This window comes from Kitasatospora phosalacinea, from assembly GCF_000716545.1.
Classification (GTDB): Bacteria; Actinomycetota; Actinomycetes; order Streptomycetales; family Streptomycetaceae; genus Kitasatospora; species Kitasatospora phosalacinea.
Genome location: NZ_JNWZ01000017.1, coordinates 70,840 through 89,644 on the forward strand (window position 1 = coordinate 70,840; position 18,805 = coordinate 89,644).

At 73.2% G+C, this 18,805-nt stretch carries 10 protein-coding genes; 3 read left to right on the top strand and 7 right to left on the bottom strand.

Features of this window, described 5'->3' with window-relative positions:
- Positions 1-97: 97 nt before the first annotated feature.
- Both OO48_RS11200 and OO48_RS11205 read left to right on the top strand, forming a co-directional pair.
- Positions 98-649, top strand: coding sequence for a DUF6114 domain-containing protein (locus OO48_RS11200; RefSeq protein ID WP_033214768.1), 552 nt, complete (start codon positions 98-100; stop codon positions 647-649).
- Positions 646-1,875 carry a hypothetical protein gene (locus OO48_RS11205; protein ID WP_033214769.1) on the top strand — a complete coding sequence of 410 codons (1,230 nt, stop codon included), beginning with the start codon at positions 646-648 and terminating at the stop codon, positions 1,873-1,875. The genes OO48_RS11200 and OO48_RS11205 overlap by 4 nt, the downstream gene beginning before the upstream one ends.
- A gap of 90 nt (positions 1,876-1,965) precedes the next feature.
- Here the strand turns inward: OO48_RS11205 and pyk are convergent, their stop codons facing one another.
- The 7 genes from pyk to OO48_RS11240 all read right to left on the bottom strand — a co-directional run bounded on the left by pyk (position 1,966) and on the right by OO48_RS11240 (position 15,008).
- Complete coding sequence (gene pyk / locus OO48_RS11210; RefSeq protein WP_033214771.1) at positions 1,966-3,396, bottom strand: pyruvate kinase; 1,431 nt, start codon at positions 3,394-3,396, stop codon at positions 1,966-1,968.
- Between the two features lie 112 nt (positions 3,397-3,508).
- Complete coding sequence (locus OO48_RS11215) at positions 3,509-4,714, bottom strand: acetate/propionate family kinase (protein WP_033214773.1); 1,206 nt, start codon at positions 4,712-4,714, stop codon at positions 3,509-3,511.
- Entirely contained in the window at positions 4,711-6,852 is a 2,142-nt protein-coding gene (gene pta, locus OO48_RS11220) for a phosphate acetyltransferase (protein WP_033214896.1), read from the bottom strand. The genes OO48_RS11215 and pta overlap by 4 nt, the downstream gene beginning before the upstream one ends.
- Before the next feature lie 132 nt (positions 6,853-6,984).
- The gene (gene glgB, locus OO48_RS11225; protein ID WP_033214774.1) at positions 6,985-9,417 is read right to left on the bottom strand and encodes a 1,4-alpha-glucan branching protein GlgB; all 2,433 of its coding nucleotides are present in this window, start codon (positions 9,415-9,417) and stop codon (positions 6,985-6,987) included.
- Between the two features lie 160 nt (positions 9,418-9,577).
- Entirely contained in the window at positions 9,578-11,068 is a 1,491-nt protein-coding gene (locus tag OO48_RS11230; RefSeq protein WP_245194592.1) for a maltokinase N-terminal cap-like domain-containing protein, read from the bottom strand.
- Positions 11,069-11,337: 269 nt separating this feature from the next.
- Positions 11,338-13,056, bottom strand: coding sequence for a maltose alpha-D-glucosyltransferase (treS, locus tag OO48_RS11235; protein ID WP_033214776.1), 1,719 nt, complete (start codon positions 13,054-13,056; stop codon positions 11,338-11,340).
- Positions 13,053-15,008: an alpha-1,4-glucan--maltose-1-phosphate maltosyltransferase gene (locus OO48_RS11240; protein WP_033214901.1), complete on the bottom strand. Its 1,956-nt coding sequence runs from the start codon at positions 15,006-15,008 to the stop codon at positions 13,053-13,055. The genes treS and OO48_RS11240 overlap by 4 nt, the downstream gene beginning before the upstream one ends.
- Positions 15,009-16,073: 1,065 nt before the next feature.
- Here OO48_RS11240 and glgP point away from each other — a divergent pair.
- Positions 16,074-18,758 carry an alpha-glucan family phosphorylase gene (glgP, locus tag OO48_RS11250; RefSeq protein WP_033214778.1) on the top strand — a complete coding sequence of 895 codons (2,685 nt, stop codon included), beginning with the start codon at positions 16,074-16,076 and terminating at the stop codon, positions 18,756-18,758.
- Positions 18,759-18,805: the final 47 nt, after the last annotated feature.

Genomic DNA, 18,805 nt, shown 5'->3' on the forward strand with positions numbered 1-18,805 from the left:
GGGGGAGCGGCGGCCCGCCGCCCCCTCGGACCGCACCCCGGCATCCCCGGGGCCATCCGTCTTCCTCCCCTCGGACCCACCATCGAGGAGTCGCACCATGTCCAGCGCAACCGTCGAGGCCGGGCCCGTGGGCCCGACCGCTCTGGTCAGCCGCATCCGGCGGGGGTTCCGCGCGTGGCGGCGCACCCGCCCGTTCTGGGGCGGGCTGTTCGCGATCGCCGCCAGCGTGCCGATCCTGTACCTCCCGTACGGCAACATCAGCCTGGGCGGTCTGACGATCGCGCTGGCCACCACCGCCGGAGCCGGCTCGCTGATCATCGGCCTGATGCTGATCGCGCTGGGCCTGACCGCCTGGTTCCAGCCGATGGTGCGGGTCTTCTGCGGGGTGGCGACCACCGTCCTGGCGCTGGTCTCCCTCCCGATCTCCAACTTCGGCGGTCTCGGCCTGGGCCTGGTGCTCGGCCTGCTCGCCGGCGGGATGCTGGTCTCCTGGGCGCCGCTGCAGGCGGAGCCCGAGACGGCCGAGGCCACCGCCACCGCCGCCGAGGGCGACGCGCCCACCGCCCAACTGCCCGCGCAGGCCGCCCCCGAGCAGCCGCTCCAGTACGGCGCCGTCCCGAGGCCCTCCGCCGAGGAGGAGCAGCGGTGACCGGCCCCGAGCAGCCGGCCGTCCCGGGCCCCCGGCACGCGGCGCCCCGGGAGGGCGTGCGGGCCCGGCTGCGCGGACGGGCGCTGGCGATCGCCGCCGTGCCGACCGCGCTGCTGGTCGGCGCGGCCTACGCGCCGACGCTGGCGGTCGCCGCCGACCCGCAGGCCGGCAACTGCGCCCCGGACACGGTGCTCGAGGAGACGCCCGTCCCGAAGAGCGAGATCAAGGTGCTGCCGGACTCCTCGGTCTCCCGGGCCTCGGCCGCCGGGCGGGCGCCCGCGGGCAGTGCCGCCGCCGTCCCCGCGACGCTCGCCGGCACCGGTGCCGGCACCGTGCGGTCCGCCGTGTACACCGTGCCGAAGGCGGGCGCGGCGGCCCCCGCCGGGGTCCAGCAGGCCGGGTCGATCGAGGACTGGTGGGACGGCCTGTTCCACCCGAGCCCCTCGCCGACCCCGACCCCCACCCCGTCCGCGAAGCCGGGCCCGTCCGCCGACGCCGCGCCGTCCCCCTCGGCGACGCCCGCCCCGCCCGCCGCCACGCCCCCGGCCGCCGCCACGCCCCCGGCCCCGAAGAGCACCGCCCCGCAGGGCACCGCCCCGAAGAGCGGTGCGCCCAAGGGCGGCGCCTCCCCGTCCGCTTCGGCCTCCGCGTCCGCGTCCGCCTCCGCTTCGGCCTCGGCGGACCCGAACTGCCTGGTGAGCACCAAGGGCCTGAGCGCCAAGGCGGCCCCGTCGGGCCACGTGGTGCCGGACCAGAACTGGGTGCTGCACTCGACCCGGCTGGCGCTGCACGGCTCGGTCTTCAACGGCGTCTACGACGTCACCACGGCGAGCGGCACCAAGCGGGTGCTGAAGTTCACCACCGCCAGCGTCGACATCGAGAACCTGGACATGTCGACCATCCAGATCCCCGGCCTGACCTTCCACGTGAAGAGCCGTCAGGGCTCGACCTCCACGATGCGCAACGGCCCGATCACCATGTACGTGGAGAGCCTGTCGGGCGACCTGGCGGCGGTCTACGGCCTGCCGATCCCGATCGACCTGGGCCGGATCACGCTCACCCCGGACACCCTGCCCAAGTGGCTGTGGGACCTGCTGGGCGCGGTGCCGATCCCGCTGGACCTGACCCTGACCGACGCCAAGGCGGTCCAGGCGGGCCAGTTCGGCGGCGACCTGACCATCCCCGGCATGCGGCTGTTCAACGACAAGGAGCCGTACGACGGCTGACCGGCCGCCACCGAACGCCGCAGGGGCGGGACCCGGTCCTCGGGTCCCGCCCCTGCGGCGTTCGGGCGTTCAGGCGTTCGTGCGGGGTGCTCAGCTCTCCGAGCGGGCGCCCAGGTGGTGCACCTGCACCATGTTGGTGGTGCCCGGGATGCCGACCGGCACGCCGGCCGTGACGATCACGGTGTCGCCCTCGGCGAGGCGGCCCATCTTGAGCAGCTCGCGGTCGACCTGCTCGACCATCTCGTCGGTGGTGGCGACCTGCTCCGAGACGTACGCCTCGACGCCCCAGCTCAGCGAGAGCTGGTTGCGGGTGGCGACGTCCGGGGTGAAGGCGATCACCGGGATCGGCGAGCGGTAGCGGGACAGGCGGCGGGCGGTGTCACCGGACTTGGTGAACGCGACCAGCGCCTTGCCGTCGAGGAAGTCGCCGAGCTCGCACGCGGCGCGGGCGACCGAGCCGCCCTGGGTGCGCGGCTTGCGGCCCGGGTTGAGCGGCTGGAGGCCCTGCGAGAGCAGCTCCTCCTCGGCCTTCTCGGCGATCCGGCTCATGGTCTTGACGGTCTCGACCGGGTACTTGCCGACGCTCGACTCGGCGGACAGCATGACCGCGTCCGTGCCGTCCAGGATGGCGTTGGCGACGTCGGAGACCTCGGCGCGGGTCGGGCGCGAGGCGTGGATCATCGACTCCATCATCTGGGTGGCGACGATGACCGGCTTGGCGTTGCGGCGGGCCAGGGTGACCAGCTGCTTCTGGACCAGCGGCACCTTCTCCAGCGGGTACTCGACCGCGAGGTCGCCGCGGGCCACCATGATCGCGTCGAAGGCGAGGACGATCTCCTCCATGGCCTCGACGGCCTGCGGCTTCTCGATCTTGGCGATGACCGGCACACGAATGCCGACCTCGTCCATGACCTTGTGCACGTCGTCGATGTCCGCGGCGTTGCGGACGAAGGACAGCGCGACCATGTCGACGCCCAGCTGGAGGGCGAAGCGCAGGTCGTCCTTGTCCTTCTCGGACAGCGCGGGGACGTTGACCGCCGCGCCGGGCAGGTTGATGCCCTTGTTGTTGGAGAGCACACCGCCCTCGACCACCACGGTCTTCACCCGCGGGCCGTCGACGCTGACGACCTCCAGGGCGATGACGCCGTCGTTGATCAGGATCGGGTCGCCGGGCTTCACGTCGCCGGGCAGGCCCTTGTAGGTGGTGCCGCAGATGTGCTGGTCACCGGGGACGTCCTCGGTGGTGATGGTGAACGTGTCGCCGTTGTCAACGGTCACCGGGCCGTTGGCGAAGGTCGCCAGACGGATCTTGGGGCCCTGCAGGTCGGCCAGCACCCCGATGGTGCGGCCGGTGTCCTCCGAGACCTGGCGGACGCGGCGGTACCGGTCCTCGTGCTCGGCGTGGGAGCCGTGGCTCATGTTGAGGCGGGCGACGTTCATGCCCGCTTCGACGATGGCCTTCAGCTGTTCGTAGGAGTCCGTCGCGGGACCCAGGGTGCAGACAATTTTCGCTCGGCGCATATCCGTCAGTCTATCCGTTCGTGTTATCGGTGCATTCAGCTCGAATCGTCAGATATCGCCAACGAACATTCCGAGGGGTGGGATACTGACGGGTAGTCATCCCGCGCCGGGCCTACACCTCACGGACCAGCGCGAACGCCTGCTGGGCGATCTCCAGCTCCTCGTCGGTCGGCACCACGGCGACGGTGACCCGCGAGTAGGACGGCGAGACCGTCCGCGCCTCCCGGGAGCGCACCGCGTTCAGCTCCGGATCGACCGAAATGCCCAGCTCCTCCAGATTGGCACAGACCGCGGCCCGCACCTCGGCGGAGTTCTCCCCGACGCCCGCCGTGAACGCCACCGCGTCCACCCGCCCCAGCACCGCGTAGTACCCGCCCAGGTAGCGCCGGATCCGGTGCACGTACGAGTCGAACGCCAGCTTGGCGTCCTCCTCGCCGTCCTGGGCCCGGCGCACCACCTCGCGCATGTCGTTGTCCCCGCACAGGCCCAGCAGGCCGCTGCGCCGGTTCAGCAGGTCGTCGATCTCGTCGATGTCCATCCCGCCCACCCGGTGCAGGTGGAACACCAGGCCCGGGTCCACGTCGCCCGAACGGGTGCCCATCACCAGGCCCTCCAGCGGGGTGAGGCCCATCGAGGTCTCCACGCACACCCCGCCCGCCACCGCCGAGGCCGAGGCGCCGTTGCCCAGGTGCAGTACGATCACGTTCAGCTCCGCCGGGTCCCGGCCGAGCAGCCGGGCGGTGGCCCGCGAGACGTACCGGTGCGAGGTGCCGTGGAAGCCGTAGCGGCGCACCCGGTGCTCGTCGGCGGTCCTCCGGTCGATCGCGTAGCGGGCCGCGTGCTCGGGCAGCGTGGCGTGGAACGCGGTGTCGAACACCGCGACCTGCGGCAGGTCGGGGCGCAGCCGCCGGGCCACCTCGATGCCGGTGATGTTCGCCGGGTTGTGCAGCGGCGCGACCGGGATCAGCCGGCGGATCTCGGCCAGCACCGCGTCGGTGACCAGCGTCGGCCGGGTGAAGCGCAGCCCGCCGTGCACCACCCGGTGGCCGATCGCCGCCAGCTCCGGCGAGTCCAGGCCCATCAGGTCCTTCGCCAGCTCCTCCGCGACCGCCTCCAGCGCCACGTCGTGCCCGCCGAAGCGGCGCAGCGTCTCGCGCGGCTCCCCGGTCGGCGGCAGGTGCAGCAGCCGGCCGCGCTCCTCGCCGATCCGCTCCACCAGGCCGGACGCCAGCTTCGAACCGTCCAGCATGTCGATCAGCTGGTACTTCACCGAGGACGACCCGGCGTTCAGCACCAGGACTCGGGTACCTGTGGTCACTGGGCGCCTCCTGCGGCGGGGGTGTCGACGGCGGTCTGGGCCTGGATCGCGGTGATCGCCACGGTGCTCACGATGTCCTCCACCAGGGCGCCCCGGGACAGGTCGTTCACCGGCTTGTTCAGCCCTTGGAGCACCGGTCCGACCGCGATCGCCCCGGCCGAGCGCTGCACCGCCTTGTACGTGTTGTTGCCGGTGTTCAAGTCCGGGAAGACCAGCACGGTGGCCCGCCCGGCCACCTCCGAGCCCGGCAGCTTGGTCGCCGCGACGCGCGCGTCCACCGCCGCGTCGTACTGGATCGGCCCCTCCACCAGCAGGTCCGGGCGCAGCTCGCGGACCAGCTCGGTGGCCTTGCGGACCTTGTCCACGTCCGCGCCCGAGCCCGAGGCACCGGTCGAGTACGACAGCAGCGCCACCCGCGGCTCCACCCCGAACTGGGCCGCCGTCTCCGCCGACTGGATCGCGATGTCGGCCAGCTGCCGGGCGTCCGGGTCCGGGTTGACCGCGCAGTCGCCGTACACCAGCACCCTGTCGGCCAGGCACATGAAGAACACCGAGGAGACGATCGCCGCCCCCGGCGAGGTCTTGATCACCTCGAAGGCCGGGCGGATGGTCGCCGCCGTCGAGTGCACCGCGCCCGAGACCATGCCGTCCGCGATGCCCTCCTGCACCATCAGGGTGCCGAAGTACGAGACGTCGGTGACCACGTCCAGCGCCCGCTCCACCGTCATGCCCTTGTGCGCCCGGGCCTTCGCGTACAGCTCGGCGAAGTGCTGGCGCAGCGGGCTGGCCGCCGGGTCGACGATCCGGGCCTGCGCGCCCTCGTCGCCGGGCTGCGGGAACTCGATGCCCAGCGCGGCGATCCTGCGGTGCACCGCGTCCGGGTCACCGAGCAGGGTCAGGTCGCAGATGTTGCGGCGCAGCAGCACCTCGGCGGCGCGCAGCACCCGGTCCTCGGTGCCCTCCGGCAGCACGATGTGCCGGCGGTCCGCGCGGGCCCGCTCCAGCAGCGCGTGCTCGAACATCATCGGGGTCACCCGCTCGGACCGGCTCAGTTCGATCCGGCTGGTCAACTCGGCGGTGTCCACGTGCAGTTCGAACAGGCCGAGGGCGATCTCGGCCTTCCGCGGGCTGTTCGGGCCGATCCGGCCCTCCAGGTGGGTGAGCGCCGCCGCGGTCAGCCAGGAACCCTCCTCCACCTCCGCCACCGGCGTCCCCGGGGCCAGCCGGGAGGCCAGCGCCATCACGTTCGGGCCCGGGTGCTGACCGAGCGTCAGCAGCACGCCGGCGATCGGCGGGGAGCCCGCCGCGTGCGCCGCCAGCGCCCCGATCACCAGGTCCGCCCGGTCGCCCGGGGTCACCACCAGCGCCCCCTCGGTCAACGCGTTCAGGAAGGTCGGCAGCATCGCCCCGCCGAACACGAAGCTGCGCACGTCCCGGGAGAGCCCCGCCGCGTCGCCCAGCAGCACCTCCGCCCCGGTCGCCTCCACCAGCTGCGCCACCGTCGGCGCCGCCAGCGCCGGCTCCTCCGGGATCACGTACACCGGCACCGGCAGCTTCTCGGTCAGCGTCCGCTGCACCCGCTGCTTGGCGCCCGGGCGCACCCGGTTGGCCACCATCGCCAGGATCGAGCACCCCAGGTCCCGGTACGCCCGGTGCGCGTTGCGCACCTCCGCGACCACCGCCTGCGGGTCCTCGTGCCGGCCGCCGACCACCGGCAGCACGCCCGCCCCGAACTCGTTCGCCAGCCGGGCGTTGAAGGCCAGCTCGTCCGGGATGTTGGTCTCCGAGAAGTCGGTGCCCAGCACCAGCACCGCCTGGCAGCGCCGCTCCAGCTGGTGGAACCGGTCCACCAGGGCCGAGACCAGCTCGTCCTGCCCGTGGGCCGCCTGCAGCGCCGCCGCCTCGTCGTACGTCAGCCCGTACAGCTCCGACACCGGCAGGTCCAGCCGGTACCTGCCGCGCAGCAGCTCCACCACGTGGTCGCTGCCGCCGGCCCCGTCGCCGCCCGGCGCGTGCACCAGCGGACGGAACACGCCCACCCGGTCCACCTGGCGGGTGAGCAGTTCCATGACCCCGAGCTCCACGGCCTGCCGGCCGTCCCCCCGGTCGATCCCGGTCACGTACACGCTGCGCGCCACGGTGGAGCTCTCCGTCCGGTCGTCCCAGGCATCGGTCATACCGACCATACCTTCGGACGACACGGGGAACTCGCCGCGGGCGCCGCGGCTACCGCCGCACGGGTCGGTGCCGCGCGGCGGTGGCGCGGGGGCTCAACGGACCGGGCGGAGCCAGACGGTGGCCAGCGGGGGGAGGACCAGTTCGGCCGAGCGCGGCTGGGCGTTCCACTCCTCGGACTCGGACTTGATCGGGCTGGAGTTGGCCACCCCGCTGCCGCCGTACCGCTCGGCGTCGGTGTTGAGCGCCTCCTCCCACAGCTGCCCGGCGCCCTCCAGCCGGGGCAGGCCGACCCGGAAGCCGTGCCGCACCACGGGGGAGAAGTTGCAGACCGCGACCAGCGGGCTGCCGTCGGCCGCGAACCGCACGAAGGACAGCACGTTGTCCTCGGCCGCGCCGCCGTCCAGCCAGGCGAAGCCGGCCGGGACGGTGTCCTGCTCGTACAGCGCCGGGGTGTCCCGGTAGACGTGGTTCAGGTCGCCGACCAGGCGCTGCACGCCGCGGTGGTCGGCGTGCGCCGGCCAGCCCTCGTCCAGCACCCACCACTGCGGGCCGTGCTCGTGGTGCCACTCCGCGCCCTGGGCGAACTCCTGCCCCATGAACAGGAGTTGCTTGCCCGGGTGGGCCCACATGAAGCCCAGGTAGGCGCGGTGGTTGGCGCGCTGCTGCCACCAGTCACCGGGCATCTTGGAGACCAGCGACTGCTTGCCGTGCACCACCTCGTCGTGCGAGATCGGCAGGATGTAGTTCTCCGAGTAGGCGTACACCATCGAGAAGGTCATCTCGTTGTGGTGGTACTTGCGGTGCACCGGCTCCTTGGAGATGTACACCAGCGAGTCGTGCATCCAGCCCATGTTCCACTTCAGGCCGAAGCCCAGGCCGCCGCTGTCGGTCGGCCGGGTCACCCCGTCCCAGGCGGTGGACTCCTCGGCCACCGTCAGCACGCCCGGGCAGCGCCGGTAGACGGTGGCGTTCATCTCCTGCAGGAAGGAGGCCGCGTCCAGGTTCTCCCGGCCGCCGTACTGGTTGGGCGTCCAGGCGCCGCCCTCGCGGGAGTAGTCGAGGTAGAGCATCGAGGCGACCGCGTCCACCCGCAGGCCGTCCACGTGGAACTCCTCGCACCAGTACACCGCGTTGGCGACCAGGAAGTTGCGCACCTCGGTGCGGCCGTAGTCGAACTCCAGCGTCCCCCAGTCCGGGTGCTCGGCGCGCAGCGGGTCGGCCGGCTCGTACAGCGGCTCGCCGTCGAACCGGGCCAGCGCGAAGTCGTCCTTCGGGAAGTGCGCGGGCACCCAGTCGACCAGCACGCCGATGCCGTGCCGGTGCAGGGCGTCGACCAGGAAGCGGAAGTCGTCGGGGGTGCCGAGCCGGGCCGTCGGGGCGTAGAAGCCGGAGACCTGGTAGCCCCAGGAGCCGCCGAACGGGTGCTCCATCACCGGCATGAACTCGACGTGCGTGAAGCCGAGTTCGCTCAGGTAGCCGGGCAGCACCTCGGCGATCTCCCGGTAGGACGACAACTCCGGGCGCCAGGAGGCCAGGTGCAGCTCGTAGACCGACATCGGGGCGCGGTGGTGCACGGTGCGGGCGCGCCGCTCCATCCACTCGGCGTCCTGCCACTCGTGGCGGGAGACGGTCACCACCGAGGCGGTGTCCGGCGGGCACTGGGCGGCCCGGGCCAGCGGGTCGGCCTTCTCCAGCCGCTGCCCGTGCCGGGTGAGGATCTGGTACTTGTACCGCTCGCCCTCGCCGATGCCCGGCAGGAACACCTCCCACACGCCGGAGGAGCCCAGCGAGCGCATCGGGTGCGCGGTGCCGTCCCAGTGGTTGAACGAGCCGATCACCCGCACGCCCACCGCGTTCGGCGCCCACACCGCGAACGCCGTGCCGCTCACCCCGTCGACGGTGCGCACGTGCGAGCCCAGCGCCCGCCACAGCTGCTCGTGCCGGCCCTCCCGGATCAGGTGCAGGTCCAGCTCGCCCAGCGTCGGCGCGAACCGGTAGCCGTCCTCCTGGACCAGCGGCCCGCCGCCCGGGTACGTCACCGCCAGGGTGTAGCGCGGGAAGTGCTGCCCGGTCAGCAGGCCGGTGAACAGGCCGCCCTGCTGGTGCGTCAGCTCCGCCGGGCCGAGCTCGGTCTCCACCACCACCCGCTCCGCGAACGGCCGCAGCACCCGGATCGCGGTGCCCTCGGGCAGCTCGTGCGCGCCCAGCAGGGCGTGCGGGTCGTGGTGCGCGCCGGAGACCAGCCGGTCCACCTCGGCGGGCGGCAGCGGGGCCTCCGGCAGCCGCAGCGCGCCCCCGCCGGCCTGCGGCCGCGCCGGGGCGGCACCCGCCCCGGCCGCCCGGGCGGCCGGCTTCGCCGCGGCGGCCTTCGCCGGAGCCTTCGCCGGGGCCTTGGCGGGGGCCTTCGCGGGAGCCTTCGCAGCGGGCCGCCCGGCGGTGGCCTTGCTGCGCGGACCGCTGCGGAACGTGGCCGGGACGGCCGGTTGGCGGTCGGCGGACGGGTCGAGCGGACCGAGCGGGGTCACGGCGGAATCCTCCAGGATCGGGGTGCCTTGCGCGGGGGACGCGGGAACTGGCTTGGGGAGAACGGGAGTCGAGGGGCGGGCCCGGCGGGTGGTGCGGGCGGTGCGGGCGGTGCGGGGAACGCGGTTCGCCCGGCCGCCCCCGCAGGCGGCCGGGCGCGGGTCAGACGGTGTCGGCCAGGCGGTTGATCGCCGCCAGCGGGATCGGTAGCCAGCTCGGCCGGTGCCTGGCCTCGTAGACCACCTCGTACACCGCCTTGTCGATCTCCAGGGCGCGCATCAGCTCCGGCGTGCCCGCCGGGTCGACGCCGCCGCCCGCGGTGTAGCCGGCGCAGAACGCGGCCCGGTTGCGGGCGGCCCAGGCGGAGGCGAGCAGGGCGAGCTCCGGGTCCTGGCCGGGGGCGCCGGCCAGCAGGTGGGCGGCCGCGTAGTCGAAGGAGCGGAGCATCGCGGCGACGTCCCGCAGCGCGGGCTGCGGGAGGCGCCGCTCGGCCAGCGGCTTGGCCGGCTCGCCCTCGAAGTCCAGCAGCACCCAGCCCTGCGGGGTGCGCATCGCCTGGCCCAGGTGCAGGTCGCCGTGGATCCGCTGGACGGTCAGCCCGTCCAGGTGGGCCTCGGCGAGCTGCTGGAACGCGGCGCGCAGCGCCGGGCGGTAGCGCATCAGGCCGGGCACGGCGGTGACCGCGGAGTCCAGCCGGTCGGCCATCGCCCCGGTCAGCTCGGCGACCCGGGCCCGGTCCAGCCGGGCGGTCGGCATCGAGCGGGCCAGCACCCGGTGCACCTCGGCGGTGGCCCGGCCGAGCCGGTGCGCCTCGATCGCGAAGTTGCCGGGCGAGGGATCGCCCTTGAGCCGGGCGACCTGGTCGAGGGCCAGCTCCCAGCCGTCCTCGGCGTCCGGCAGGTAGCGCTGCAGCAGGCCCAGGGTGGCGGGCTCGGAGCGCTCCAGCCGGCACTCGAACCAGGCGGCGACCCGGGGGATGCGGGTCGAGCCGGCCCGGGACAGCGCCAGCGACAGTTCCAGGTCGGGGTTGGTGCCCGGACTGATCCGGCGGAACAGCTTGAGGATGAACTCGGTGTCGTAGATCACCGAGGAGTTGGACTGCTCGGCGGTGGACGCCCGCCCCGGCAGGTTGCCCGGCAGGCCGGGGCCCGGGGTGCGGCGGAACGACAGCGAGCCGAACCGGTCGCCGGTGGCCAGGTGCTCCAGCAGCCGGCCGGTCAGCTCCGGGTCGTGCACCGCGTCGTACAGCGTCGCCCCGTCGTAGGTGCCGCCCGTCAGCCGGCCCAGCACCGCCATCGGGCCGACCGAGGCCGGCTGCTCCGAGCGGATGCCCAGCAGCAACTGGTAGACGTCCCCCGGGCCGGCGGAGGAGCCGCCGTGCTCGACCCGCAGCAGCAGGTGCAGCAGGGCGGGGTCGCCGACCTGCAGCGGGGTCCCGACCACCGGGGTGAGCGCGGCGATCGGCCGGCCCTTGCCGGCGTACCAGCGCTGGGTGGGCAGCCACTCGGCGATCAGCGGCAGCGCCGCCTGGACCAGCTCGCTGACTCCGGCGGCGGTTCTCCGGACCCCCGGCGTGCGCGTCCCCACCGGCCCGGTGGCGGCGTCGGAGGGCTCACGGTGCACGTGGGCTTGAGAACGGGAGGGTTCGGACATGACTCCCTTTCCCCGGAAGCGGGCGGCTGCCCGACGAATCGTGGCCGGGCCCAGCAGTCTTCCGGATTTCGGCGGCGCGGCGGCGACGGCACGCGAGCAGCGGCTCGGTGTCACGCCTTCGTGTGGGTGGCCGTTGGGCTGTTCTCCGTACGCGGTGGTGCGAAGACCCCCGGGGGCGCGCGAGGCTTCCCGCGCGCCCACGGAGGGTGACGTCCCGTTCGGGGCCTGAGGGATCGTTACTTCGTGGACGTGCTGCGGCGCTCCGGCCGCTACCGCGTCCCGGACGGCTTCGTCCGGTCCTGGCGCAGCTGGAACCAGTAGAACCCGTGGCCGGCCAGCGTCAGCAGGTACGGCCACTCTCCGATGGCGGGGAAGCGCACGCCGCCGATCAGCTCGACCGGGTACCGCCCCCCGTACTGCCGCAGGTCCAGTTCGGTCGGCTGCGCGAACCGCGAGAAGTTGTTCACGCACATGACCAGGTCGCCCTCGTACTCGCGCACGAAGGCCAGCACCGCGGGGTTGCTGGAGGGCAGCTCGGTGTAGCTGCCGAGGCCGAACGCGGGGTTGAGCTTTCGGATCTCGATCATGCGACGCGTCCAGTGCAGCAGCGAACTCGAACTGCTCTGCTGCGCCTCGACGTTGGTCACCTGAAAGCCGTACACCGGATCCATGATGGGCGGCAGACTGAGCCTGCCCGGGTCGGCGGACGAGAAACCCGCATTGCGGTCCGGCGTCCACTGCATGGGGGTGCGGACGCCGTCCCGGTCGCCGAGCCAGATGTTGTCGCCCATGCCGATCTCGTCGCCGTAGTACAGCACCGGCGAACCGGGCAGCGAGAGCAGCAGCGCGGTGAACAGCTCGACCTGGTTGCGGTCGTTCTCCAGCAGCGGGGAGAGCCGGCGGCGGATGCCCACGTTGGCCCGCATCCGCGGGTCCTTCGCGTACTCCGCGTACATGTAGTCGCGCTCCTCGTCGGTGACCATCTCCAGGGTCAGCTCGTCGTGGTTGCGCAGGAAGATGCCCCACTGGCAGCCCGAGGGGATCTCCGGGGTCTTCGCCAGGATCTCGGAGACCGGGTAGCGGGACTCCCGGCGGACCGCCATGAAGATCCGCGGCATCACCGGGAAGTGGAACGCCATGTGGCACTCGTCGCCGCCGGAGCCGAAGTCGCCGAAGTAGTCCACCACGTCCTCCGGCCACTGGTTGGCCTCGGCCAGCAGCACGGTGTCCGGGTAGTTGGCGTCGATCTCCTTGCGGACCCGCTTGAGGAAGTCGTGGGTCTCCGGCAGGTTCTCGCAGTTGGTGCCCTCGCGGGCGTACAGGTACGGCACCGCGTCGAGGCGGAAGCCGTCGATGCCGAGGTCCAGCCAGAACTTCAGCGCGGCCATCACCTCCTCCTGCACCCGCGGGTTGTCGTAGTTCAGGTCCGGCTGGTGGCTGAAGAAGCGGTGCCAGTAGTACTGCTTGCGGACCGGGTCGAACGTCCAGTTGGAGGACTCGGTGTCGACGAAGATGATCCGCGCGTCCGGGTACTGCTTGTCGTCGTCGGCCCACATGTAGAAGTCGCCGTACGGCCCGTCCGGGTCGCTCCGGGAGGCCTGGAACCACGCGTGCTGGTCGCTGGTGTGGTTGACCACGAAGTCGATGATCACCCGCATGCCGCGGGCGTGCGCCGCGTCGACGAACTCCACGAAGTCGGCCAGGTTGCCGAACTCGGGGAGTACCGACTGGTAGTCCGAGACGTCGTAACCGCCGTCCCGCAGGGGGGAGTTCATGAACGGGGGCAGCCAGAGGCAGTCCACGCCCAGCCACTGGAGGTAGTCGAGCCGCGAGGTGAGCCCCTTGAGGTCACCGACGCCGTCCCCGTTGCTGTCCTGGAACGAGCGCACCAGCACTTCGTAGAAGACCGCGCGTTTGAACCACTCGGGGTCGCGGTCCCGGGCGGGGGTGTCGGCGAAGGTGTCGGGGACGGGCTCGTTGACTGTCACTGCGGGTTCCTCCGAACCGTGAGGAGGTGGGCCGGCCCGGAAGAGGGATCGAGCCGGACGTAGTTGTGACGGCCCCAGGCGTAGGTGGCGCCGGTCAGCTCGTCGTGCACCGTCAGCGGCCCCGGCGCGTCGAGCGTCACCGTGGCCTCCTGGACGTGGTGCGGGTCCAGGTTGACCACGCAGATCACGTGGTCCTCCAGGCCGTCCTCGGTGACGGCGGTCTTGGAGAACGCGATGATCCGCTCGTTGTCGACGGGGTGGAAGCGCAGGTCCCGCAGCTGCTGGAGCGCGGGGTGCCGGCGGCGCAGCCGGTTCAGGGCGGTCAGCAGCGGCGCCAGCGAGTCCTGCCGGGACCAGTCGCGCGGGCGCAGCTCGTACTTCTCCGAGTGCAGGTACTCCTCCGAGCCGGGCGCCGCCGCCTCGTTCTCGAACAGCTCGAAGCCCGCGTACACCCCGAAGCTGGGGGAGAGCGCCGCCGCCAGCACCGCGCGCACCGCGAACGCGGCCCGGCCGCCGTGCTGGAGGTACTCGGGCAGGATGTCCGGGGTGTTGGCGAAGAAGTTCGGCCGCATGTAGGCGGCCGCCTCGCCGGTCAGCTCGGTCAGGTACTCGGTCAGCTCGGCCTTGGTGTTGCGCCAGGTGAAGTACGTGTAGGACTGGTGGAAGCCCACCTTGCCCAGGGTGTGCATCATCGCCGGGCGGGTGAACGCCTCCGCCAGGAACAGCACGTCCGGGTCGGTGCGGGCGATGTCCGCGAGCACCTTCTCCCAGAAGTTCACCGGCTTGGTGTGCGGGTTGTCGACCCGGAAGATCCGCACCCCGCGGGCCATCCAGAAGCGCAGGATCCGCACCGTCTCGCGGACGATCCCGTCGAAGTCCTGGTCGAAGTTGACCGGGTAGATGTCCTGGTACTTCTTCGGCGGGTTCTCGGCGTACGCGATGGTGCCGTCCGCGCGGTGGCTGAACCACTCCGGGTGCTTGTGCACCCACGGGTGGTCCGGCGAGCACTGGAGCGCGAAGTCCAGCGCCACCTCCAGGCCCAGCGCGCCCGCCTCCGCCACGAAGTGGTCGAAGTCCTCCAGGGTGCCCAGGTCCGGGTGGACGGCGTCGTGGCCGCCCTCCGGGGAGCCGATCGCCCACGGCGAGCCGACGTCGCGCGGACCGGCCGTCAGCGCGTTGTCCGGGCCCTTGCGGTGGGCCCGGCCGATCGGGTGGATCGGCGGCAGGTACACCACGTCGAAGCCCATCGCGGCCACCGCGGGCAGCCGCTCGGCGGCCGTCCGGAAGGTGCCGGAGACCGGCGGCTCGACGCCCGACGGGTCGACCACCGCGCCCTCCGAGCGCGGGAAGAACTCGTACCAGGAGCCGAACAGCGCCCGCTTGCGGTCCACCTGGAGCGGCTGCGGGCGGGTCGCCGAGACCAGCTCGCGCAGCGGGTGGCGGGCCAGCAGCGCCGTCACCTCCGGGTCCAGCGCCGCCGCGTAGCGGCTCAGCGGCGGCAGGCCGGTGTCGCGCAGCGCGTCCACCGCGGCCAGCACCTGGGCCCGGCCGTCCTTCTTCGGCACCCCGGCGGCGGCGCGCTCCAGCAGCTGCGCGCCCTCCTCCAGCACCAGCGCGGTGTCGATCCCGGCCGGGAGCTTCACCGCCGCGTGCTTCTTCCAAGTCGCCACCGGGTCCGACCAGGCCTCCACCAGGTACGACCAGCGGCCCGGCGCGGTCGGGGTGACGTAGGCGCCCCAGCGGTCGCTGCCCTCGGACAGCTCGCGCATCGGCGTCCACGGGCCGCTGCGGCCGCGCGGGTCGCGCAGCACCACGTTGGCGCCGACCGCGTCGTGGCCCTCGCGGAACACCGTCGCGGAGACCAGGAAGCGCTCCCCCTCCACGGCCTTGGCCGGACGCCGGCCGGCGTCGACGAGCGGGGTCACGTCAAGCACGGGGATGCGGCCGATCACGGTGTCGCTCTCTGTCGTCTTGCGGGCGGGACGGGCGGCGGCGCGCTTGGCGGCCGGACGCGCGGACGTCCCGGCGGGGTCGGTGGGCGCCGCGGCGGTCTTCCGGGCGGTCTTCCTGGCGGGTCCGGCGGCCACCGCCCCGGCCACCGCGCCGGCTGCCTCGCCGACCGCGGCGGTGGCGGCGGTGGTGGTGGACCTGACGGTGGTGGTCCGTTTGGCCGCGGCCTTGCGGGGGGTGCCCGCCGCGCGTTTGGCGGCCGGTTCGGCGGCCTTCCGACGGGCCGCCCCGGTGCGCGGGGCCGGTACCGGGGGTTCCCCGGCCGCCGGGGTGCCCGACGGCGCCCCAGGGGTCGACGAGGTCGACGGGGTGTCGGGTGCGTCGTCCGTCGGCACCGTGGACTGGTCCCGCGTGTCGCCGTGCATGCCAATGCTCCTGCCCGAGATCGGCGGCAGCTCCCGAGGCAGCGGCGCCGAGGGAGTACCGGGAGGACTACAGGGGTGAGGAAGGACGTGCGACCGGAGCCTGCCCGTGCCGACGGCCCGGGCAATCCCGCCCACCGGTGCACGGCCGCGCGCCGACGCGCCGAGCCGGACGCGCGTGTCCCGGCGCGCGCTGCTCGGTGCACGCCCCCCGCGTGATCCAACCCACCGGAAAACGACCCGGCAGGGAACAAGGACACGCGAAGACGCGGCGACTGGGGCCGAATGGGCTAAGGAATGTGAGGGTTCGTCAACAAGGGCATGCAGCAGCCGAGGCAGCAGGGGGCGACCACCCGATCGCGCACCAGCGGCACTCACGACCTTGTTGCATCCTCGCACCACCGGCAAGGGCTACGTGTGGGTAGGCGCGCGGTTTCAGCCGGTATGCAACAGTGAAACAGACACCCGAAACACCTCCGTTCCCAGAAGTTCACACCTGGCGGCGCGACTTTTCCCAGCGTGCGCCCCCTGCGCGCCGGGATTTGCCACCACGCGCCCGGAACGATCTCAACACTGCTCCGAACGGGTGTGACGCCCGCCGGTTGACGCCCCTTCAGGCGCTCGTCCGGGGCTACGCTCCTTGGCGTGAAGGCAATCCGCAGGTTCACCGTCCGCACCGTCCTGCCCGAACAACTGCAACCACTGCACGAGCTCGCGCTGAACCTCCGCTGGTCCTGGCACCCCGAGACGAGGGAGCTGCTGCGCTCCGTCGACCCGGACGTCTGGGCCGCCGTCGGAGAGGACCCGGTCCGACTGCTCGGCGAAGTCCCCGCGACCAGACTCGCCGCGCTCGCCGGCGACCGGCGCTTCCTGCGCCGCCTAGGCGACCTCTCCGACGACCTGCGCGACTACCTCACCGGCCCGCGCTGGTACCAGGGCGCCACCGACCCCGACGAACCCGACGGCGCGCTGCCCGCCGCCATCGCCTACTTCTCGCCCGAGTACGGCATCGCCGCCGCCCTGCCGCAGTACTCCGGCGGCCTCGGCATCCTGGCCGGCGACCACCTCAAGGCCGCCTCCGACCTCGGCGTCCCGATCATCGGCGTCGGCCTGTTCTACCGGCACGGCTACTTCCGGCAGTCCCTCGACCGGGACGGCTGGCAGCAGGAGCGCTACCCGCTGCTCGACCCCGACGCGCTCGCCGTCACGCTGCTCCGCGAGGAGGACGGCACCCCCTGCCGGATCGACCTCGCCCTCCCCGGCGGCCGCACCCTCGCCGCCCAGGTCTGGCGCGCCCAGGTCGGCCGCGTCCCGCTGCTGCTGCTCGACTCCGACGTCGAGGCCAACAGCCCCGCCGAACGCGACGTCACCGACCGGCTCTACGGCGGCGGCAGCGAGCACCGGCTGCTGCAGGAGATACTGCTCGGCATCGGCGGCGTCCGCGCCGTGCGCACCTACTGCCGACTCACCGGCCACCCCGAGCCCGAGGTCTTCCACACCAACGAGGGCCACGCCGGCTTCCTCGGCCTGGAGCGGATCGGCGAACTCACCGCCGCCCACCCCGGACTCGGCTTCGCCGACGCCCTGGAGGCCGTCCGGGCCGGCACCGTGTTCACCACCCACACGCCCGTCCCGGCCGGCATCGACCGCTTCGACCGCGAGCTGGTCGCCCGGCACTTCGGCGGCGACGCGGCGCTGCCCGGCGTCCCCGTCGACCAGGTGCTCGCGCTCGGCGCGGAGAGCTGGAGCGGCGGCGACCCCAAGCTGTTCAACATGGCCGCCATGGGCCTGCGGCTGGCCCAGCGCGCCAACGGCGTCTCCACCCTGCACGGCGCCGTCAGCCGGGAGATGTTCCGCGGCCTGTGGCCCGGCTTCGACGCGCCCGAAGTCCCGATCACCTCGATCACCAACGGCGTGCACGCCCCCACCTGGATCGACCCCGCCGTCGTCCGGCTCGGCGCCACCGAGATCGGCCAGGAGCGCGCCGAGGCCGCGATGGCCGTCGGCACCGCCGGCCAGTGGACCGGCCTGGAGCGGATCGGCAACGCCGAGGTCTGGGAGCTGCGCCGCTCGCTGCGCGCCCAGCTGGTCGAGGAGGCCCGCGTCCGGCTGCGCGCCTCCTGGCGGCAACGCGGCTCCGGGGAGGCCGAGTTGGGCTGGACGGAGAGCGTCCTCGACCCCGACGTGCTGACCATCGGCTTCGCCCGCCGCGTCCCCTCGTACAAGCGGCTCACCCTGATGCTGCGCGACCCGGCCCGGCTGCGGGCGCTGCTGCTCGACCCCGAGCGGCCGGTGCAGATCGTCATCGCCGGCAAGGCGCACCCCGCCGACGACGGCGGCAAGCGGCTGATCCAGAAGCTGGTCGCCTTCGCCGACCACCCCGCGGTGCGGCACCGGATCGTCTTCCTGCCCGACTACGACATGGCGATGGCCAAGACGCTGTACCCCGGCTGCGACGTCTGGCTGAACAACCCGCTGCGCCCGCTGGAGGCCTGCGGCACCTCCGGGATGAAGGCCGCGCTGAACGGCTGCCTCAACCTGTCCATCCTCGACGGGTGGTGGGACGAGTGGTACGACGGCCAGAACGGCTGGGCCATCCCCACCGCCGACGGCGGCACCGGGGAAGGCGTGGTCGACCCGGAGAGCAAGGAGGCCGAGCGGCGCGACGACATCGAGGCCGCCGCGCTGTACGACCTGATCGAGCACCAGGTCGCCGCCAGGTTCTACGACCGGGGCGCGGACGGCCTGCCGCACCGGTGGATCTCCATGGTCCGGCACACCCTGGTCACGCTCGGCCCGAAGGTGCTGGCCGGCCGGATGGTCCGCGAGTACGTCGAGCGGCTGTACGCCCCGGCGGCCGCGGCCAAGCGGCGGCTGGAGGGCCCGGCGGGCGACTACGCCGCGGCGAAGGACCTGGCGGGCTGGAAGGCCCGCGTCCGGGAGGCGTGGCCCGCGGTGCGGGTCGAGCACGTCGAGGCGGACGGGGTGGGCGAGGCCCAGGAGCTCGGCGCGACGCTCGCCCTGCGGGTCCAGGTCAACCTGGGGCGGCTGCGGCCCGAGGACGTCGAGGTGCAGGTGGTCTCCGGGCGGGTCGACGAGAGCGACCGGATCTCCGAGGCGACCACGCTCGCGCTCAAGCCGGCGGGCGGCGGCACCGACCTCGACGGGCGGATCCGCTACGAGGGCCACCTCGAACTCTCCCGCACCGGCCCCTTCGGGTACACCGTCCGCGTCCTGCCCACCCACCCGAGGCTGGCCTCGGTGGCCGAGCTGGGGCTGCTGGCGGCGCCGGCCGAGACCGGCGGGATGGACGCGGGGGTGCTCAGGTAGCCGTCCGGCACGAGGGACGGGCCCGGCGGGGGTCCGGAGCGGCGCGC

Bases quoted from the DNA above. Each gene is read 5' to 3' on its own strand.
- pyk (WP_033214771.1), bottom strand. From the start codon at position 3,396: ATGCGCCGAGCGAAAATTGTCTGCACCCTGGGTCCCGCGACGGACTCC.
- OO48_RS11200 (WP_033214768.1), top strand. From the start codon at position 98: ATGTCCAGCGCAACCGTCGAGGCCGGGCCCGTGGGCCCGACCGCTCTG.
- OO48_RS11230 (WP_245194592.1), bottom strand. From the start codon at position 11,068: ATGTCCGAACCCTCCCGTTCTCAAGCCCACGTGCACCGTGAGCCCTCC.